This window comes from Daejeonella sp. (genome assembly GCF_030695525.1).
GTDB lineage: Bacteria > Bacteroidota > Bacteroidia > Sphingobacteriales > Sphingobacteriaceae > Daejeonella.
In genome coordinates this window covers 23,861-42,684 of record NZ_JAUYSS010000068.1, presented here as the reverse complement: position 1 = coordinate 42,684, position 18,824 = coordinate 23,861, and the positions used below count along the sequence as shown (strand labels likewise).

The window sequence follows — 18,824 nt, the reverse complement described above, 5'->3', positions numbered from 1 at the left end:
CTTAAATCTATTAATTATTCAAAGCCGAACTTAAAAGTTTAAAAGATAATGCTGCAGCATAAATATACCCGCTCCGGCTAGATAACCTATTAAAGCCAGCCAGGAAACATTCTTAAAATACCAAAGAAAATCTATTCTTTCCATACCCATTGCTGCCACACCTGCAGCAGAACCAATGATCAGACAGCTACCCCCTACTCCTGCACAATAGGCTAGAAAAGACCAGAAATAATGATTGGTTGGATAAGTCACCATATCATACATTCCCATACCGGCAGCAACTAATGGAACGTTATCTACAATAGATGACAAGAGACCGATAGAAATCACAATTACATCCAGGTTACCTATCTTTGCATCCATCCACTGAGCCAGGTCACGCAACTGATGAGTGGACTCCAGGGCAGAAATAGCTACTAAAATTCCAAGAAAAAAAAGAACACTGGGCATATCCGCTTTTCTGAGGGCCTGAATGACTGAGTAAGCATCCTTATCCGCATCATTTTTATTCTTATGAATAAATTCAGTCACGATCCAGAGTATTGCCAGACCGAATAACATTCCCATAAATGGTGGAAGGTGGGTAATGGTTTTAAAGAATGGAACAAATATCAATGCTCCGATTCCTAATGCCAAAACAAATTTTCTTTCAAAGGCTGTGGTCTTCTCAGTATGGTTACTTTCAACAATATCCGGCTTACTTACATTTCCCTTCATTGAAAAAGAAAGTACTAACAGAGGAACGAATAAACAAACCAGACTTGGTATGATTAAGTGGAGTATGATATTACCGGAGGTAATTTGCCCTCCAATCCACAACATGGTAGTGGTAACATCCCCAATAGGCGACCATGCCCCACCTGCATTGGCTGCAAGCACAACCATACTTACAAAGAACATTCTGGTCTTTTTTTCGCTGATCAACTTTCTTAGTAATGAAACCATCACGATGGTTGTGGTCAGGTTATCCAAAACCGCTGACAGGAAAAAAGTAATGATGCTTATGATCCATAATAGCTTGAGCTGATCAGAAGTTTTAATTTTTGAGGTTATTACATCAAATCCGTCATGGGCATCGATTAATTCGACAATGGCCATGGCCCCGAGCAAAAAGAACAATATCCCCGAAATTTGCCCCAAATGCTCATAAAGTTCAGCCGAAACGAGCCCGGTATCTGTTCCGCTCATGATATAAACAACCCAGCAAAGTACCCCGGTAAGTAAAGCGCTTGCTGTTTTGTTAGTCCCGAGAGGGTGCTCAAATGCGATCGCAGCGTACCCAATAATGAATATTGTGGTTATCAGTAATTCCATGACATGAATTTTAATTATAAATGTCTATATGCCGAAAATTTTGACAATACAATGTACAGAACTGAACATTCAAATCAAACAAGAAAATGTTGATTTTGCTATAGCCTTGAATTTTAAAATATAGCTATTAAAACTCTGATAATCAGCTAATGAATTGGATGAATCAACATATTTGAAACATTGTTTTACGATATTAAAAAAAACAGAAACACCCTATCCTGGGGAAGCAAAAAAACCAGCCTAAGGCCGGATCGATCTGATAAATTCAGGAATTCTTTCCAGCGCATTTTCTGTATCCAGAAATTTCACAAAAGCGCTTCCGACAATTGCACCACGGGTATATTCTGCAGCTTTATTAAAACTCTTAATGTCAGAAATACCAAATCCTATCATTGTGGGATTTTTAAGCTGCATACCCCGGATACGGGAAAAGTATGCATCTGCTTCATTTGAAACAGTCAGGTTTTTACCGGTAGTTGAAGATGAAGACAGCAGGTAAATGAATCCATTACTGAGTTCATCGATCTTCCGGATGCGCTCTTCTGAAGTCTGGGGAGTAACCAGAAATATATTGCTCAGATTGTTTTGAATAAAATTATCCTTGTACAGGTTTTCATATTCATACATCGGAAGATCTGGTACAATAACTCCATCCACCCCTACCGCGGCACATGAATCACAAAAATTCTTGACACCATATTGCAGCAACGGATTAACATAACCCATTAATAAAACCGGAATGGATATACGCTTACGCAAATCTTTAAGCTGCTGAAAAAGAACTTTTAGATTCATTCCATTCTGAAGGGCCATATGGGAGCTGTTCTGAATGACAGGGCCATCAGCCAATGGATCTGAATAAGGAAATCCAATTTCAATAAAATCAGCACCTGCTTTTTCTACCGCTTCGGCAATATCCAGGGTACTATCCAAATGGGGATATCCGGCAGTAAAGTAAATTGATAAAAGCGGTTCCTTTTTATTTTGAAATAATCTATTAAGTCTGTTCATGAGCAAAATTGTATAGTAATTCCGGACTTATCATCCGGCAAGCCATCAGGTAATTTCTAATTATAAATTAAAGTATTTCATGTAAGTATCCAGATCCTTATCTCCGCGGCCTGAAAGGCAGATTACAACAGATTCTTTTCCGGTAAAAACCATCTTTTCTAAATGTGCCAGTGCATGTGCACTCTCAATCGCCGGAATGATTCCTTCAAGCTCAGCACATAGTCTGCCTGCAATCATCGCCTCTTCATCGGTTACGCTAACATATTCCCCACGGTTTTCTTTAAATAAATGGGCATGCTGCGGACCAATACCCGGATAGTCAAGCCCGGCCGAAATTGAATAAGGTTCAACAACCTGCCCGTCTTCTGTCTGCATCAATAGCGAACGGCTACCATGTAATACTCCCTCTTTGCCTAATGCAGTTGTTGCAGCAGATTCACCACTATTTACTCCCAGGCCCGCCGCTTCCACGGCAATCAGTCTGACGTCCTCATCATCCAGAAAATGATAGAACATCCCCATCGCATTGCTGCCACCACCTACACAAGCCATTACAATATCCGGATTTTCAGATCCTGTTCGCTCCTTAAGCTGAATTTTAGTCTCTTCAGAGATAATGGATTGAAAACGGGAAACCATGTCGGGATAAGGGTGCGGACCAACAACTGATCCGATGATATAGTGAGTATCTACCGGGTTATTAATCCAGTCGCGCATGGCTTCATTCGTTGCATCCTTCAGGGTTTTACTGCCAGAAGTTGCAGGTACAACCTTTGCACCCATCATCTTCATTCGGGCTACATTAGGTGCTTGACGGGCGATATCAACTTCCCCCATATAAACCACACATTCCAGACCCTTCAAAGCGCATACTGTAGCGGTCGCAACACCGTGCTGACCGGCTCCGGTTTCGGCAATGATTCTCTTTTTGCCGAGTCTTTCAGCCAATAGAATTTGTCCGATCGTATTATTGATCTTATGTGCCCCGGTATGATTTAAATCCTCCCTTTTCAAATAGAGGGTAGTTCCATACTTTGCAGATAATCGTTCAGCATGGAATAATGGCGAAGGCCTGCCAACGTAATCCCTCAGAAGCATCTGGAATTCATCCTGAAAGCCAGGCTCATAGATGATGTCAAGATAACGCTTACGAAGCTCTTCTACATTCGGGTAAAGCATTTCGGGGATATATGCTCCACCAAAGTCACCAAAGTAACCTTCATTATTTACACCCCATTTTACCGAACTCTTAATAAATTCTCTGTTCATATGCTATAATTATTCCTTTTCAGGATATTTTGTTTGCCCTGATCAATTGAAAGGCTGATCTTAAGCTTTCTATATTCTTTAAACCCGGCACTATTTCAAACCTGCTATTCAAATCGAGGGCATAGATTTTGTTTATTGCTATATTTAATAAGCCATGGATATTTTCAGGACTTAAGCCACCACTTAAAAAAAACAGCTTTTCTCCCTGATAATGATCCAGAATAGTCCAATCAAATGCAATACCTGATCCGCCATGCTCTGAAGTTTTGGTGTCAAATAAAAAGTAATCCACTACATCATTATAATTTTCAAGAGCCTTAAAATCGAATCCGGGATAAATTCCAAAAGCCTTGATTAACTCAATATGCTTATCAGGATTGCTTTTATTTAGCTTTGTTCTCAAACTCCGGCAATATTCTGGCGACTCTTCTCCATGAAGCTGCACTGCGCCTAAACCAAAATTCATCGCCTTCTCAACAATCTCATTCTCCAGTTCATTCACAAAAACCCCGGTTAAATTAATTGAAGCGGGTAATGAAGCAAGGATAGCTTTATCCGGATTTGGGATATAACGCTTTGATTTGGGATAAAAAATCAAACCCATATAATCAGGCTTCATTTCAGCAAGACTGAGTATATTTTGTGGATCCCTCATTCCGCAAACCTTAATTTTCATGACAATAATCGATTAAAACTCCTCAAAGCCATTCCACTATTCAGGGACTCTTCAGCCTCATAATAACAATCGGAAAAGGATTTATCAGGCTTTATTGTCCGGATAGCTACCGCTGCATTGCAGAGAACAACACTGTTTTGCTCAATACTTCCTTCTCTATCAAGCACAGCTTTAAAAATTTCAGCTGATTCCTGAACAGTACTTCCCCCTCCTATTTTCGAGGGATCAATTTTCTCAAAGCCCAAATCGGATATCGAATGAATATGTTCGCCTGAGGGAGAAAAAGTCTTGAAATCACAGGTCAATGAAATTTCATCATAACCTTCCAAAGCATGAACGATAGTATAGCCAATTTTGGATTTCTGATAGAGATAGGCATATAAACGGGCAAGTTCAAGGCTAAATACTCCAACCATCTGATATTTTGGCCGCGAAGGATTTACTAATGGTCCAAGCATATTAAAGAAGGTCTTCACACCCAGTTCTTTACGGATTGGCGCAACCGTTTTCATGGCAGCATGAAATAGCGGAGCATGTAAAAAGCAAATTCCGGCTTCATCCAGACTCTTTTTCAGGTGATCAATATCATTTCTGAATTTATAGCCCAGGTATTCCATCACATTGGAAGAGCCACAGCCGGAAGATACCCCATAATTTCCATGCTTTGATACCTTATAACCAGCTCCCGCAACCACAAATGAAGCCAGGGTAGAAATATTGAACGTATCCTTTCCATCACCACCTGTACCACAAAGATCAATAAGCTCATACTCGCTCAGATCCGTTTTAAGGCATAGTTCAAGCATCCCATCCCTAAAGCCTTCAAGTTCTTCAACTGTAATGCTACGCATACAATAGGCAGCCATAAATGCAGCCATTTGAGAGGCATTATACTTCCCGAGTGTAATATTCGTGAGTATTTCCTTCGACTCTTCACGACTGAATGTTTTGTGTTCAAAAAGGTGGTTAAGTATCTTCTTCATAAATGTATTAAGTAATCCGAATCGTTTTAAGCATTCAATTTTAATATTCTTATTTCAAATTTTCATAAATCCAACCGAATTTCATAAAAAAAGGGTTGCCTTATGGCAACCCTTAATAAATAATTCCTTATATCGAAAATTACATACCTCTGCTGATTGCCAAATGTTCTTCCATTTGCCACCACCAGATTGTATATATTGTATTCTTGCTCATCTTCATAACAAAGATGAATAAAATTTCCATAGCACCAAAACTTTGAAGTATTTTTAACGACATGAAAGCAACCAGAAGATCGAGAAGATTATTGCAGTTTAAAATCTATCTCGGTAGAGCTGTTCTAATTTTATTGGGAGTCGGGCTTGCATCATTCGGCTTAAAAGGTTTTCTGCTTCCTAATCACTTTATTGATGGTGGAATTACCGGCATTTCCCTTTTAACTTATCAACTGACCGGAATTCCTGTTTCTGTTTGGATCATCGTATTTAATGCCCCATTTATTTTGATGGGTGCAAAACAAATCAGCAAAAGTTTTGCAATCAAAACAAGTATTGCCATTTTATCTCTATCTGCAGTTATTTTTTTTATTGATTTTCCAACAATTACTGATGATAAATTATTGATATCCATATTCGGTGGCTTCTTTCTGGGATCAGGGATTGGTCTTGCAATCAGAGGCGGATGTGTTATTGATGGAACTGAGATCCTTGCTGTTTATATAAACAGAAGAAGTTTTTTGAGTATGGGGGATATCATTTTGTTAATCAATGTTGTAATATTCATTGCAGCCGCTTTTATTTTAGACGTAGAAACAGCTTTATATTCCATTCTGACTTATCTCTCGGCTTCCAAGACGGTTGATTTTATTATTCAGGGAATTGAAGAGTACACTGGGGTAACTATAATTTCATCCAAAAGTGCCCAGATACGTGAAGCAATAACCCAAAAACTAGGGCGTGGTGTAACGATTTACAAAGGAGAAAGAGGACTTGAACATTCTCAATTTAAAAACAAAAGTATTGATATCATCTTTACTGTTGTCACCCGACTGGAAGTCTCCAAATTAAAAGAAGAAATTGAACTGATTGATCACAAGGCTTTTATTGTTATGAGTGCGATCACTGAAACTAAAGGGGGGATCATCAAACAAAGGCCATTGCATTAAATTAACCTGGTTTTCAATTGCATTAAAATTTCTTTCAGTTTTCGTGCTTCAGGTTTCTAGCTGTCTGAATTCGTAATAAATTGAGTTTTCAGCTTTAAATTATGGAATAAATCAACAGAATACCAATTAGAAGAGAAATTGGCGAAATCAATTGAAAGTATAAGGGCTTTAAAATATCAGCCGCTTTCAAAGAAAAATTATGGTGCAGATGTCTTGGCACGAAATATAAAACTAAAGATGTACAAAGCATAAACCAACCTGCTATTTTAAATATATCCGGGAATTTAGAGTACTCAGCCGACAAAATCAGGCCGATGGCCGGTATCAGTCTAATGGTAATTTCGGCATAATTAATAAAATTTGTGCTTCCTGCTTTTCTTAAAATAACTCTGGCTTTTTGAGGTTTAAAAAGCATCAAAAGGCCGGCACTAATAAAAAATAATCCAAAAAGTATTGTTGTCCATCTGGCAATTATTTCAATCATTCAGTTTGTTGTTTTTATGACAGCTTGCAGTATTGCTTAAAACGCTCGAAACCAGGCAAACTGGGGTATTATTTGGCACTCAGACCCTAAAATATCAATGGTTTGGGTTTTCGAATTCAGACTGTAATAATCCTTAAGAAAAATTCAAAATGAAAAGGACATACTTGCTAATTATTGAACCCGGGGTGCTTTATATTTCGTGTTTTGCACTGTGCCTATTCATAAAAAATTTTTACTTCCTCACTTTTTAACCGTTGACTAAACCAATTCTTAATTTTTATTTTATCAGAAGCACGGATGTTTGATTTAACTGATAAAATAATAACTGATGATTTTAAGGGAACTGAAGATGAATCATGAAAAACCAGAGACTCAGAATAGCTGCAACCCTGGATCTGTGGATAAATAGTTTTTATTTCATTTAAAAGAATTTGACCAAACTTTTGTTGATTTAAGAAACTCTCTATCTCTACATTTTTTTTATTTATGGTAGTATTTAAATTTACAATTTGCTCTTTAAGTTTATATAATTCAAGATTACTATCATCCAAATTGCTAAAAGTTAATCCCTGTTCTATTTGAATTACAGCATCTTTAAAATTAAAATCATTTGATTTTTGAATTATCGCCTTTTTCTGTTTTTCTGAAAGTGCAGAACCTCCATACACTAAAGTAATCTTACTTTTTTTGATGTCTATATTATGTTTTAAGAGGTAGTTCCCTTCGAAAAGCGAAACATTGGAAACATATTTCTGGGCTTTTTGTGAAAACTCTTCCTGTTTTACAAGCTTGTATCCGAAAAATATACTGGGTAAAAGAACAATGGTAATTACCAGAGTTATTGTTCTGTTGATTTTCTTCTTTTTACCTTCCTCAACAATACTTCTAATCGGAAATTTTAATAATTGTGAAATCCAAACCGATGCAATGGCAATAAATATGGTATTAATTGTAAATAAATAAAGCGCCCCAAAGAAAAAATTAAACTGCCCTGTTGCAAGTCCGTAACCTGCAGTACACAAAGGAGGCATAAGCGCTGTTGCAATGGCAACACCAGGAATTACATTCCCCTTTTGTTTACTGCTTATTGCTACGATACCGGCTAAACCGCCAAATAATGCAATCAAAACATCATATATCGTCGGACTTGTTCTGGCCAATAACTCAGAATGTGCTGTTGAGACGGGGCTTAATGCAAAATAGGCAGTGGAGGCGATAAGACTGACTAATATTGCGAATGAAAAGTTTTTAATCGATTTTCTAAACAGGTCAAAATCATAGGTTGCAATACTATAACCCATTCCATTAATAGGACCCATTAAGGGTGATATGAGCATAGCTCCAATTATTACTGCTGTGGAGTTCATATTGAGACCAACAGAAGCTACAATAATTGCAAAAATCAATATCCAAAGATTTGTACCCTTGAAAATTATTCCTTTTTTTATTTCTTCATATACAGAATCCTGATTTTCCAGTTCAGATTCTAAACTAAAAAAATGGAAAATCTTTCTAATAAAGTAAAGTTTTTTCATAATCTCAATTTAATGTAAAGCACACAAATAAATTAGGCAACACGTCACTTATTAATCCAATTTACACGAATATATCCGTTATTTATTCAGCTATGGTCAATTCACCTAAGACCCCAGTTAAATTTTAGATAATCAAACCACTGCCAATTGTATAAAAGCGATTTGCCGGCATAAGAAAGCAAGCTTTTTCAGGTTTGTAATTTATCTTTGAGAAAGATATTATCAGTAATTTATTCCTTCTTTTTTATGGATTTAAATGCATTTATAAGCTTCCCTGTAATTCAGGGATTAACACTCCTATTTACTTTTACTAGTATAATTCTACATTTTATCGTTTGTATAAAATGTAGTCCGTCCGCAAAGGTTCAAGCCCATGCTTTTTAAATTCTGTTGCAATTTGTCCCCTGTGATAGCTTGAATGATTTATAATGTGAAACAAGGTATCCCGGATGCTATTCTGAAATGTTTGTCTCTTTGTGTTTGTATAGCTGATGCTATTTCTCGGGTCAAATCTTTCGAGAATCAATAAAGTTGCTTCAAAGTTTCTCTTATCAATCACTTTTAAGTCTTCAAGAGGATGCATTTCCCAAACTCCAAATGGTGTTTCTTTTGCTATAATTCTGTTATTCCAAATTTGATGTGCGTTTAAAATATGATTATAGAGTTTCAGTGCTTTTTCAGAAATCTGATCAGGATTCCCCTCATATACATCCCCCAATTTCTGATTGAAATGATGACTATATTCAAATAGTTCTTTAAAAAACTGCTTCATTTTCTAAATCTTTAACCGTTTTTGGAACCCTTCAGGCTAACTATTAATGATATTTCAGGCATAAATTGATACGGGCAAATTGCAATCCGCTTTCGCATCGTACTAAGCTAATAAAATTAGAACCAGCCATGTTAATGTTTAACAAATCCTGGCCTATAAGCGGAAAATTTATTGCCGCACTATTTTTTTAACGATAAAATATAACTAACCATAATTTTTGCTTCTTCCAATGAAAGTTTAGGATGCGGGGTCATAACCGGATAGCCCCAGCTTCTGCTTCCACCCATAATTACTTTTTGAGCAAGCATTTCAATATAAACTTTTTTTACAGGGTACCTTTTTGCAATATCATTAAAAGCCGGACCTACAGATCTTTCATTAATTTTATGACAAGTATAACAATCTGAATAAGCAATCAGTACTTTACCCTTTTCAGCAAGTTCGGTCGGTATGCTATCGTTGACACCTGGAATTGGTCTTATATAATCAATCGGTTTTCTTATAATTTTTTGTTCCGGTTTATTGTTACAGCAAAGAAGAAAGTAGCTTGCAAAGGTTATACAACTGACAAAAAGTACGGTTATCCTTCTAATCATATAGTGTGTCAGTCTGGTTTTGTCATATTAATTTTGCGCCTCAAGCCCATAGTATTGCCGCTTCAGGTATGTCACTATTTATATCTTTCCCGCTCCGCCTTTTTGTCAAAGGCCTGTTAGCATCAGCTATTTGTAAAATTCTGAAATTAAAAAAGTGTTATATAATATATTCTTACTGTTATGCTCATTGAAATGAAGACAGTACAGAGTCACTCTATTTCCCTTTTTGACTTCTTTTTTTAGTACTTCCAGAATTTGTGGCTGAACTGGCATCCATGTTTCTTCCTACCCTATTTTAAATAATACTTCGCTTTCAATCATCCCAATATTCCTGATCGCTTTGACCAAAAACTGTGCTTGTTATGAACAAAACAGAATGAAGAATGATTTGTTAATACTGATGTCATTTAAGGATTTTTCATAACGTTTTACATATTAAAGATGGTGGGCATTTGAAAAACAACAGTTCATCATTTGTACAAATGCGCAATAGAATTATAAATGTTGGGCTCATAACTGTCAGCCCACTATTGCCAATACCATGTTAAGGGTAGTACATATTGTTTTTATACCTTATTGTTCGTCTTTTGTCAAATTTGGTTCTTCGCTAATTTTAATAATACTTCCATATTGTGTTTAGATAATTTGTCAGAAATAAACATACACCTATTATTGTTAAGTTCATTAAAGCTCTGAAAATCCACTTCTTATTCGATAGGTCATAGTTTAAAAATTTCGAAACCGTAACCGCTGTTCCCATTAAAAGAAACCAGACAGAAAAAAATAACGAAAGTTTTCCTCTTATTAAAGTCGTAACTAAATCGTGAACTAATCCGCAAAAAACGAATGTCAAAACAACGGCAAACCCAGCAGGAAGTTCCCTTTTCAAAGGTTTAAATATTTTTGTACCTAAATAATAACCGAAAATCGGGTTCCAGAAATTCCAAAATGCCGAAAAGTTTTTGGCTCCAAGCGACCTTTGCAAATTATTTTGAAGTGAACTTGAATGTCCAATTGGAACTCCATTTCTTTTTTTTACATACTCGGATAATTTCATTTAGTATATTTCACTACGGGTTTTAATTAATGTTTTTCACTTTCGTTACTTCGATAATTTTTCGTCGTATTATCTTTATGAGTTCAAATCATCAATCATTTATTTATGATTTTTTGATTACCTGAGTTTGGGTCGCGTTACCGCCAACGGTTTGCGGCTTGGTGCAGTGGGGGGCATTTCACCACAAAAGTTTCTCCGAAGCACACAGTTCAAATTTAGCACAAATTTTCATACGAAGAACCTCCGCCCCCATTACGCCAAACCGCTGTGCTGTGCATTTTGTCCGCTTATTCCTGTATTTTACAACCGTGTTTGGCTTTTTTAAGTTGGTTTTCAATTGAGTTGCCGTCTAGCAAAGACCAATGTTCTACAATTTTCCCGTCAGCAAGTTTGTAATACCTATAACCAACCGTTGATATTTCAAAATGAGTCGGTTCAATATCTCTCCAAACGCCAATGTGTTTAAGTTGCATTCTTATTTTCAGCATAACCTTATCTTCTTCGCAAACAATGTCGTCAATAATGGTTTTATGCTCAAAAGATTTGCCTGTTCCGATAATCCAAAGTTTCATACCGTCTTTGTCTGCTGGCAGAGTAGGCGGTAACGAATGGTCAATAAAGTCGGCAGAAATGTAATTATCAATTTTTTCAAATTCGTTTTGATTCCAAATTTCTTCAATGAAATTTGTTACGATTGATTTGTTTTTTGAATTCATCTTTTTCGCTTTTAAAATGAATTGCAAAGGTTATTCGTTGTAATCGCTTTTACCTGTGATAATCGTCACAAAAACTTTCTATACTTTTATTTTTTTCTAATTCTGCTTAATGTTTCCCTTGCAATACCCAAATAAGATGAAAGTTGTGAAAGACTTATTCGTTGCAATATCTCAGGTTTGCTCGTCTGTAAATATTGATAGCGTTCTGTTGGGGAATAAATTTTAAACAAGTTGGTGTGTTCTTCTTGGGCTATTAAAAGTTGCTCTAAAAGTTTTCTGCCAAATGATTCTATTTCTGCCGATACATTGTAAAGTTCTAAAAGTTTGTCTTTGTCAAATTCGTAAAGGGTTGTAATTTCTCCTGCTTGTATTGAATTGTCAGCCGAAGAAGCAGAACGTAAACTTTTTAAGTTGGTCGTAAAATTGCCTTCAAAGGTAAAGTCCGTATTTATTTCTGTACCGTCTTTGTCAATAAAAGTTCTTACATATCCTTTTTCAACGAACATGATATTTTTACAAATTTGTCCTTCCTTTAAAATAGTTTCTCCTTTTGTTAATTGTCGTTTATTAGCAATTTCAAATAGCTTGTCAAGGCTTGAAGCTGAAATTTCAGTCAAGTCGGTTATTGTTTTGTATAATAATGTTTTTGAATTGTTTGTCATATTTTAGGGTATTCCACTGCATAGCACATAACGTTTGGCGGGTTAAAGTTGTGCCGGGTTAACAGCATAATCTTTCGTATAGCATTAAAGTAATAAATAGCAGAACAGTTTGGTTAGCACTGGAGGAGGCATGACTTTAACCCGTTGTTATAGGCGGTGCCAGAGATTATAGATCTACGCTTAGTTTCAAATGTCCGCCTAAGCCTTCGCGAATTATTCTCATTAAGGTTGAGAGCCGGATATCGCTGGCATCATTCTCGATCCTGGAAATGTAGGTCTTTGTAGTGCCACATTTTTCGGCAAGTTGTTCCTGAGTTAACCCTTTTTCTTTTCTAAGTTCCTGAATCATTACTCCGAGTTTAAAGGTCTCAAAGCCTTCTTCGTATTTTTCCCTGTTTTGGGTTCCTTGTTTTCCATATTGCAGATCAAGATGCTCAGCAAAAGAGGTGAGATTTTTATTTATCTTTTTCATCGAAGTATTGTTTTTTAAGTTTTTCTGCAAGTTCAAGTTCAGTCGTTGGAGTTTTCTGAGATTTCTTTTGGAAGCCGTTTAAAAGTATGATTAGTTGGCCCTTGTCAAAAAAGCTAAAAACCCTGTAAATATCTGAACCCACTTCCACTCTGATCTCAAAGATCCCAGTAGAGCCTGTCATATATTTGAAATATTTCTCCGGAACTCTATCAATTGTTGCAATGAGCTGTAAAGTCCAGTTAAATTTCTTCTTAACTTCCGGCTTTAGTTTCTCAAAGAATTCCAGATAATAATTCTGATAATAGAATATGTCTCTAATGAATTTTTCTTGCACAATCAAAGTTAGCTATTTAGGTAACTTTATGCAAATGGTGGAAAGATTTAATTAAGAGAAAGATTTCGTTAGCATCGCCTATAACTCAGTTATTGTGGTAATGACCCACCCCTATCCGCTTTTAAACGAATATACCCGTTTACAAAAACAAAGAGCAAAATAATTTTAAATACAAAATAACAGATACCAAAATCCAGGGAGGACTTGAGTTAGTGTTTTTAAGCAAGAATTAAGACCAGGAAATCCCTATTTCCCCTGCCTCCCCCCACTCAAAAACAAGGTCCCAACAAACGCAAGCAGGAACAACATCCCCACAAACTGATGCAGAATCGCATAGATCAAAGGTATTTCCCCTCTGGTATTAATGACTGTCAGTATCCCTAAAAGAATCTGAACCAATAATAATACTAAGGGAAGTAAGCGGAATTTGCGGAGCAGGCTGTTTACAGGAAGATTCTTAGTCTTTATCGTCCAGATAATAACCGGTATACAGATGAGATAAGCGAGTGCACGGTGGATAAAATGTACAGTTATAAGGTTATGTGTAATATCATCCCAAAAGCCTCCCTGCATCAGCATCCCATCCGGAATCCATTGCCCGTTCATATCAGGCCAGGTAACCGCAGCAAAAGCAGCATGTAAGCCTGCCATGAATGCCCCGTAAATCAACTGAAGCGTAATTAGTACCAGCAGCCAGATATTCAGCTTTTTCAGATTAGGAACATGTAAAATCTGATCTGAGGAAATACTGACTTTCATTGCGAACCAAAGCGTATAGGCTAATAAGGCCAGGGCCGAAATAAAATGAACAGCAAGACGAATATGGCTTACATACAGATTCTCGGCATTTAGGCCGCTTTGAACCATAATCCAGCCTATAGCCCCCTGCAATCCACCCAAAAGGAATAAAATAATCATCGGATTAACCATACTACGGTCAATCTTTTTCTTAATCAGAAAATATATGAAAGGAAAAAAGAAAACCAGGCCCATCAGCCTTGCCCAATCGCGGTGAAACCATTCCCAGAAATAAATCAGCTTAAAATCACTGAGACTGAAATGACTGTTCAGATGTTTAAACTGTGCAATCTGCTTGTATCTATCAAAGGCTTCCTGCCAGGCCTGCTCATTCATTGGAGGGAATGCGCCTAAGATCGGCTGCCATTCTGTTATGGATAATCCTGAACCGGTTAGTCGGGTTAGCCCGCCAATCAAAACCTGTATCATGATCATGCCAACACCAATATATAACCAGATGGCTACCGGGCGATGGTTCTTAAATAAGCTCTTCTCCATTTAAATCGTGAATAAATTTATAGCCGGATCAGAAGGCCCACATTTAATCCTCCTGCGAATAACAACACATTGAACAAGGTCAGCTGAATCATAAGATTTGCGAATCTTGCTTTGAAAACCACTTCTTATCAGCATAGAATGTCCCAAATGGGATTAAAGATGCAATAAAACCACGGGTCAGCATCCAAAACGACCATTTGTAAATGTAAGTCACCTGAAGCAGCAATAAAACATAAAGAATAAAAAGCAGGCCATGCACCATTCCCACGACATAATTAGGTTCGGGCATATCATAGCGGTACTTTAGGATCATCGTAAGCCCAATGAGCAGAAAAGAACAACCTTCTACAAAAGCAATGAATCGGAAACGACCTATGGGAGTATTTAACATGTTTCTTAGAATTTACATTAGACAATGCGCTAAAATTAGAAATTATCCGGCTCAGAAAAATCACTGCAAAGTAAAGCCTGAAATAATATTTCAAATTCCATGACTTATGATTCTTAACAAAAACCAGGGCACTATAAACGGAATCTTAAGCTCTTCTTTACCCATTAGCACTCAGGTTATCAAGGCTTTATGTAACATTTTCAGTCAGGTGCGTTTATTTTCTGTCATATATTATTTTACTCCCGAAGCTCAATATTAAATAGTGCTCCAATTTAAATTTGCAAAATATTGATAATCAAGATATTAATATTTAAATTCTAAAATAATCCCAATTTTGTCTGAACACCTTCAATCAGAAATTCCAAGACCAGGAAATATGTGATATATATCATCTATCAAAACCGGTTTCCATGCTTAAATTTGTATAACCAATTATTTAAAAACAATTTTTCAAACATTTGCCATGAAAAACCCGGGACACCTAAACATTAAAGGATTACTGACAGGCTCAACACTTTTATTGATCATTGCCATATTTTCCCTGAATATTTTTACTTCAACAACAGCATTCGGTCAAAGTGATACCAGCAGTTTTACCCAATTTAAGGGAATCATTTTGGATAGTAAAAGTAAAAAAGAACTTGCTTTTGCCACATTATCAGTCCTTGGAACAAACATTGCCGGGGTAAGCAATAGTGAAGGTGAGTTTTCTTTAAAAGTACCCAGGGAAAACGCCAATGCCGATCTAATGATTTCCTTTCTGGGATATAAAAATAAGGTGATTAGTATTAAAGATTTAAAGCCGGAAAATAACGAGATCCTTCTTGAAGCCTTCAACATTGCCTTAAGCGAGATTATTATTTCTACAAACGATGCTGAAAAACTTTTTAATCAGGCAATAAGCAGAATAGAGCAGAATTACAGTAGTGACCAGAATCTGATGACTGGATTTTACCGCGAGACGATCAGAAAGCGAAGAACATATTTATCACTTTCAGAATCAGTAGTAGAGATCCAAAAGCAGCCTTACATGAGTAATGTTGATGATTTTATTGAACTTTTCAAAGGGCGTAAAAATACAGACTATACCAGACTTGACACCCTGACCTTCAAATTACAGGGTGGACCCTATACCACAATGTTCCTCGATATTATGAAATATCCGGGCTTGATTTTTACTGATGACGCATTGAAAGTTTATGATTTCTCTATGGAGAATAATACCCAGATTGATGAAAGAAAGGTATATGTGCTGGCCTTCAAGCAAAAGCCCGCGATTACTGCACCACTTTATTATGGCAAGTTATTTATAGATACTGAAAGTATGGCTATTATAAGCGCTACATTCAACCTCAATGTTGAAGACAGAAAAGCCGCAGCCTTGATGTTTACCCAAAAGAAACCCGCGGGAGCCGAAGTATACCCTATTGAAGCCAGCTACCAGATCAATTATCGCGAGCAAAACGGAAAATGGCTGTTTAGTTATTCACGCGGTGATATCACTTTCAGGGTTAACTGGGACAAAAGACTGTTTAATACAACCTATGAAACATCAGTCGAGATGGCTGTAACCGATTGGAGAAAGAAAACAAACGAACCACAAAAAGCAACTCAGAAATTAAGGCAAAACGTGATCATGATGGACAAGGTATCCAACTTCGCTGATCCTGAATTCTGGGGAGAATATAATATTATTGAACCTGAAAAATCAATTGAATCAGCGATCAGAAAAATACAGAGGAAGATTTAGTAATCTATTGGCTACTGTTGCCCACTGAAATTTTTAAGCTTTAGCCATAAATTCCAGAATTAGATCATACATCTGATTTTTCCGGGAAATCATTTGAATGATCATTCCCTTGTGCCTTTTTCTTTCTATGTATTTCATCTCAATGGTCTTATTGGCTTTGAGAAGTTCGTCATAAAGGCGCTTAGATTGTAGTTTTATTGCCGGATAGGTCCGCTCTCCGACAAAAACCAGAAATGGCTTCATTACATTTTGGAGATAATACATCGGTGAAGCTGTTTTCCATGTTTCCTGATCCCTGGAAAATGCATTCAGGAAATCCTCTGTATGTTCATCCGGCTCGGCAACTGTCAAATATTCATACATATCTAAACCGAAACTATCATTCAGAATTACTCCTTTTATTGGATTAGGAATCCCTGTACTTTCAAAAAACCTTGGGTCATTATTGATCAATGCTGCCAGATGCCCACCGGCCGAATGCCCCATAACAAAGATCCGGTCTGATCGCCCCCCAAATCGGGCAATACTATCCTTAACCCATTTTATTGCCAAAGCACAATCTAAAGCCATGTTTTCATATTGAGATTCCGGACTCAGGCTATAATTAATAATCACTGATACGACATTTTTCCTGGCCATATTTTTACCCAACCACCAATAGATCTCTTTTTTTCCACTGTTCCAGGAGCCTCCATGGATAAAAACCAACACGTCTTTTGACTTCTGGGTATTTTCAGGATAATAAACATCCAGACGATTTCGGATATCCGTTGAATTTTCACGGTAAGGAATATCCTTGCTAATCAAAACTTTCGCAGAAAGCTCCAAAACAGACGCCAGGATTAAAATTAACAGAAAATACTTCAGCTTCATCTAATAAGGGGATCCTTTTCTTTCGTAAAATGATTGTATACGAGTCCGTCTAACCAGGCCGGTAGGATTTTATTCAATAATACAGTAAGTTTCCCCTGGGCCGTCATGATCAATGAGCGTTTTCGCTGTTCTATTCCTCTGACTATGATTTGGGCTACCTCTCCCGAACTCATCATTTTATCTTCATCCATACTGGTTTCGCCCTGAGCGGTACCATCTTTAACCAAAGCAACCTTGCGGATATTTGAAGAGGTGAATCCCGGAGAGGCGATCATCACATGCAATCCGGTTTTAAGATTTTCTACCCGTAATGCCTCCAGAAAGCCATTCAATGCAAATTTAGAAGCAGAATATCCAGTTCTGCCGGGTAAGCCGCGATAACCTGCTATTGAAGAAACCCCTACAACGGAACCCTGATGTTTTAGCAATTCAGGAATCGCATATTTTGTGCAATACACCGCACCCCAAAAATTGACATCCATCAGGTTACGCAATACCTGCAGATCAAGGTCTGTAAACAAGGCACGCATTGAGATTCCGGCATTGTTAACCAGAACATCAATACGATTAAATGTCGCCATTGCCTGGTTAATCAAATCCTGACAATCTGCTTCTTTTGATACATCACAGCGAACAGCAACTGCTTTAATTCCATACTTTGCCTCCAGATCCTGCGCTATTTCACATAGAGCAACATACTGACGTGCCCCTAACACAAGGTTTGAACCTTTTTTTGCAAACTCCTCGGCACATGACCTGCCTATTCCGGACGAAGCACCTGTAATAATTACCGTTTTATTTTTAAGGTTCATTTTTTTATATTATTAATCAGATTCATCTGGCTAATGAGTTCTCGTAGGGTACCCGGGTGGCTATGGACCTTCCCAGAGTAATTTCATCCACATACTCAAGCTCACCTCCAAATGCGATTCCTCGTGCTATCGTACTGATTGAAACACCCAAATCTTTAAGTTTCTTATACAGGTAAAAAATTGTTGTATCACCTTCCATTGTTGCGCTTAGAGCCAGAATCACCTCTTTAATTCCTCCGGCCTGAACCCGTTTTACAAGGCTTTCGATATTCAAATCCGAAGGCCCGATACCATCCATCGGAGATATTAAGCCGCCCATCACATGATATCCACCCTGGTACTGACCGGTATTTTCGATTGCCATCACATCACGGGTATCTTCTACCACGCAAATCAGCGACTTATCACGTTTTACAGCATTGCAGATCTGACAAAGCTCATGATCAGAAATATTATGACATTCAATACAATACCGGATGTCACGCTTTAAAATCAAAAGTGAATTACCGAACTTCTCAACCTCCGACTGAGGCTGGTTCAGCAGGTGCAAAACTAAACGCAGGGCCGTTTTCTGACCTATGCCCGGTAAACTTGAAAATTCATTGACTGCATTTTCGAGCAGCTTTGAAGAAAAATTCATTCTGCAAATTTATAGTTA

Annotated in this window: 20 protein-coding genes; 2 read left to right on the top strand and 18 right to left on the bottom strand. The window is 37.2% G+C overall.

Going from position 1 to position 18,824, the window contains the following annotated elements:
* Window positions 1-30 precede the first annotated feature (30 nt).
* The 5 genes from nhaD to trpD form a co-directional block, all read right to left on the bottom strand.
* A complete protein-coding gene (nhaD, locus tag Q8S11_RS15925) occupies window positions 31-1,314 on the bottom strand; it encodes a sodium:proton antiporter NhaD (RefSeq protein ID WP_305663117.1) in 1,284 nt (427 codons plus the stop codon).
* 240 nt (window positions 1,315-1,554) lie between these two features.
* Window positions 1,555-2,325: a tryptophan synthase subunit alpha gene (gene trpA / locus Q8S11_RS15920; RefSeq protein WP_305663116.1), complete on the bottom strand. Its 771-nt coding sequence runs from the start codon at window positions 2,323-2,325 to the stop codon at window positions 1,555-1,557.
* 60 nt (window positions 2,326-2,385) lie between these two features.
* Complete coding sequence (gene trpB, locus Q8S11_RS15915) at window positions 2,386-3,594, bottom strand: tryptophan synthase subunit beta (protein WP_305663115.1); 1,209 nt, start codon at window positions 3,592-3,594, stop codon at window positions 2,386-2,388.
* 19 nt (window positions 3,595-3,613) lie between these two features.
* A complete protein-coding gene (locus tag Q8S11_RS15910; protein WP_305663114.1) occupies window positions 3,614-4,270 on the bottom strand; it encodes a phosphoribosylanthranilate isomerase in 657 nt (218 codons plus the stop codon).
* Window positions 4,267-5,253 carry an anthranilate phosphoribosyltransferase gene (gene trpD, locus Q8S11_RS15905; protein ID WP_305663113.1) on the bottom strand — a complete coding sequence of 329 codons (987 nt, stop codon included), beginning with the start codon at window positions 5,251-5,253 and terminating at the stop codon, window positions 4,267-4,269. The genes Q8S11_RS15910 and trpD overlap by 4 nt, the downstream gene beginning before the upstream one ends.
* Window positions 5,254-5,528: 275 nt before the next feature.
* Between trpD and Q8S11_RS15900 the strand changes: the two genes are divergently transcribed.
* Window positions 5,529-6,416 (top strand): YitT family protein, encoded by an 888-nt coding sequence (locus Q8S11_RS15900; RefSeq protein ID WP_305663112.1) that lies wholly within the window; start codon window positions 5,529-5,531, stop codon window positions 6,414-6,416.
* A gap of 699 nt (window positions 6,417-7,115) precedes the next feature.
* On the opposite strand, the gene Q8S11_RS15895 is transcribed toward Q8S11_RS15900, so the two are convergent.
* The 10 genes from Q8S11_RS15895 to Q8S11_RS15850 form a co-directional block, all read right to left on the bottom strand.
* Complete coding sequence (locus Q8S11_RS15895; RefSeq protein ID WP_305663111.1) at window positions 7,116-8,435, bottom strand: TIGR00341 family protein; 1,320 nt, start codon at window positions 8,433-8,435, stop codon at window positions 7,116-7,118.
* A gap of 328 nt (window positions 8,436-8,763) precedes the next feature.
* Window positions 8,764-9,207 carry a DinB family protein gene (locus Q8S11_RS15890; protein ID WP_305663110.1) on the bottom strand — a complete coding sequence of 148 codons (444 nt, stop codon included), beginning with the start codon at window positions 9,205-9,207 and terminating at the stop codon, window positions 8,764-8,766.
* A gap of 179 nt (window positions 9,208-9,386) precedes the next feature.
* The gene (locus tag Q8S11_RS15885) at window positions 9,387-9,803 is read right to left on the bottom strand and encodes a c-type cytochrome (RefSeq protein WP_305663109.1); all 417 of its coding nucleotides are present in this window, start codon (window positions 9,801-9,803) and stop codon (window positions 9,387-9,389) included.
* Between the two features lie 613 nt (window positions 9,804-10,416).
* Window positions 10,417-10,860, bottom strand: a complete 444-nt coding sequence (locus Q8S11_RS15880; protein WP_305663108.1) for a hypothetical protein — start codon at window positions 10,858-10,860, stop codon at window positions 10,417-10,419.
* A gap of 287 nt (window positions 10,861-11,147) precedes the next feature.
* A complete protein-coding gene (locus Q8S11_RS15875; protein WP_305663107.1) occupies window positions 11,148-11,576 on the bottom strand; it encodes an ester cyclase in 429 nt (142 codons plus the stop codon).
* 86 nt (window positions 11,577-11,662) lie between these two features.
* On the bottom strand, window positions 11,663-12,238 hold the full coding sequence (locus Q8S11_RS15870; RefSeq protein ID WP_305663106.1) for a Crp/Fnr family transcriptional regulator: 576 nt from the start codon (window positions 12,236-12,238) through the stop codon (window positions 11,663-11,665).
* Window positions 12,239-12,404: 166 nt separating this feature from the next.
* On the bottom strand, window positions 12,405-12,710 hold the full coding sequence (locus tag Q8S11_RS15865) for a helix-turn-helix domain-containing protein (protein WP_305663105.1): 306 nt from the start codon (window positions 12,708-12,710) through the stop codon (window positions 12,405-12,407).
* Window positions 12,694-13,044, bottom strand: coding sequence for a type II toxin-antitoxin system RelE/ParE family toxin (locus tag Q8S11_RS15860; protein ID WP_305663104.1), 351 nt, complete (start codon window positions 13,042-13,044; stop codon window positions 12,694-12,696). The genes Q8S11_RS15865 and Q8S11_RS15860 overlap by 17 nt, the downstream gene beginning before the upstream one ends.
* Window positions 13,045-13,290: 246 nt before the next feature.
* Entirely contained in the window at window positions 13,291-14,340 is a 1,050-nt protein-coding gene (locus Q8S11_RS15855; RefSeq protein ID WP_305663103.1) for a COX15/CtaA family protein, read from the bottom strand.
* A gap of 88 nt (window positions 14,341-14,428) precedes the next feature.
* On the bottom strand, window positions 14,429-14,731 hold the full coding sequence (locus tag Q8S11_RS15850; RefSeq protein ID WP_305663102.1) for a DUF3817 domain-containing protein: 303 nt from the start codon (window positions 14,729-14,731) through the stop codon (window positions 14,429-14,431).
* Between the two features lie 463 nt (window positions 14,732-15,194).
* Between Q8S11_RS15850 and Q8S11_RS15845 the strand changes: the two genes are divergently transcribed.
* Window positions 15,195-16,481, top strand: a complete 1,287-nt coding sequence (locus Q8S11_RS15845; RefSeq protein ID WP_305663101.1) for a carboxypeptidase-like regulatory domain-containing protein — start codon at window positions 15,195-15,197, stop codon at window positions 16,479-16,481.
* Window positions 16,482-16,514: 33 nt separating this feature from the next.
* Here the strand turns inward: Q8S11_RS15845 and Q8S11_RS15840 are convergent, their stop codons facing one another.
* Genes Q8S11_RS15840 through recR form a run of 3 tightly spaced genes read right to left on the bottom strand, consistent with a single transcriptional unit; the run spans window position 16,515 to window position 18,806 of the window.
* Entirely contained in the window at window positions 16,515-17,354 is an 840-nt protein-coding gene (locus tag Q8S11_RS15840) for an alpha/beta hydrolase (RefSeq protein ID WP_305663100.1), read from the bottom strand.
* Window positions 17,351-18,166, bottom strand: coding sequence for an SDR family oxidoreductase (locus Q8S11_RS15835; RefSeq protein WP_305663099.1), 816 nt, complete (start codon window positions 18,164-18,166; stop codon window positions 17,351-17,353). Before Q8S11_RS15835 ends, Q8S11_RS15840 begins: the two co-directional genes overlap by 4 nt.
* A gap of 22 nt (window positions 18,167-18,188) precedes the next feature.
* Window positions 18,189-18,806, bottom strand: a complete 618-nt coding sequence (gene recR, locus Q8S11_RS15830; protein ID WP_305663098.1) for a recombination mediator RecR — start codon at window positions 18,804-18,806, stop codon at window positions 18,189-18,191.
* Between the last annotated feature and the right edge of the window lie 18 nt (window positions 18,807-18,824).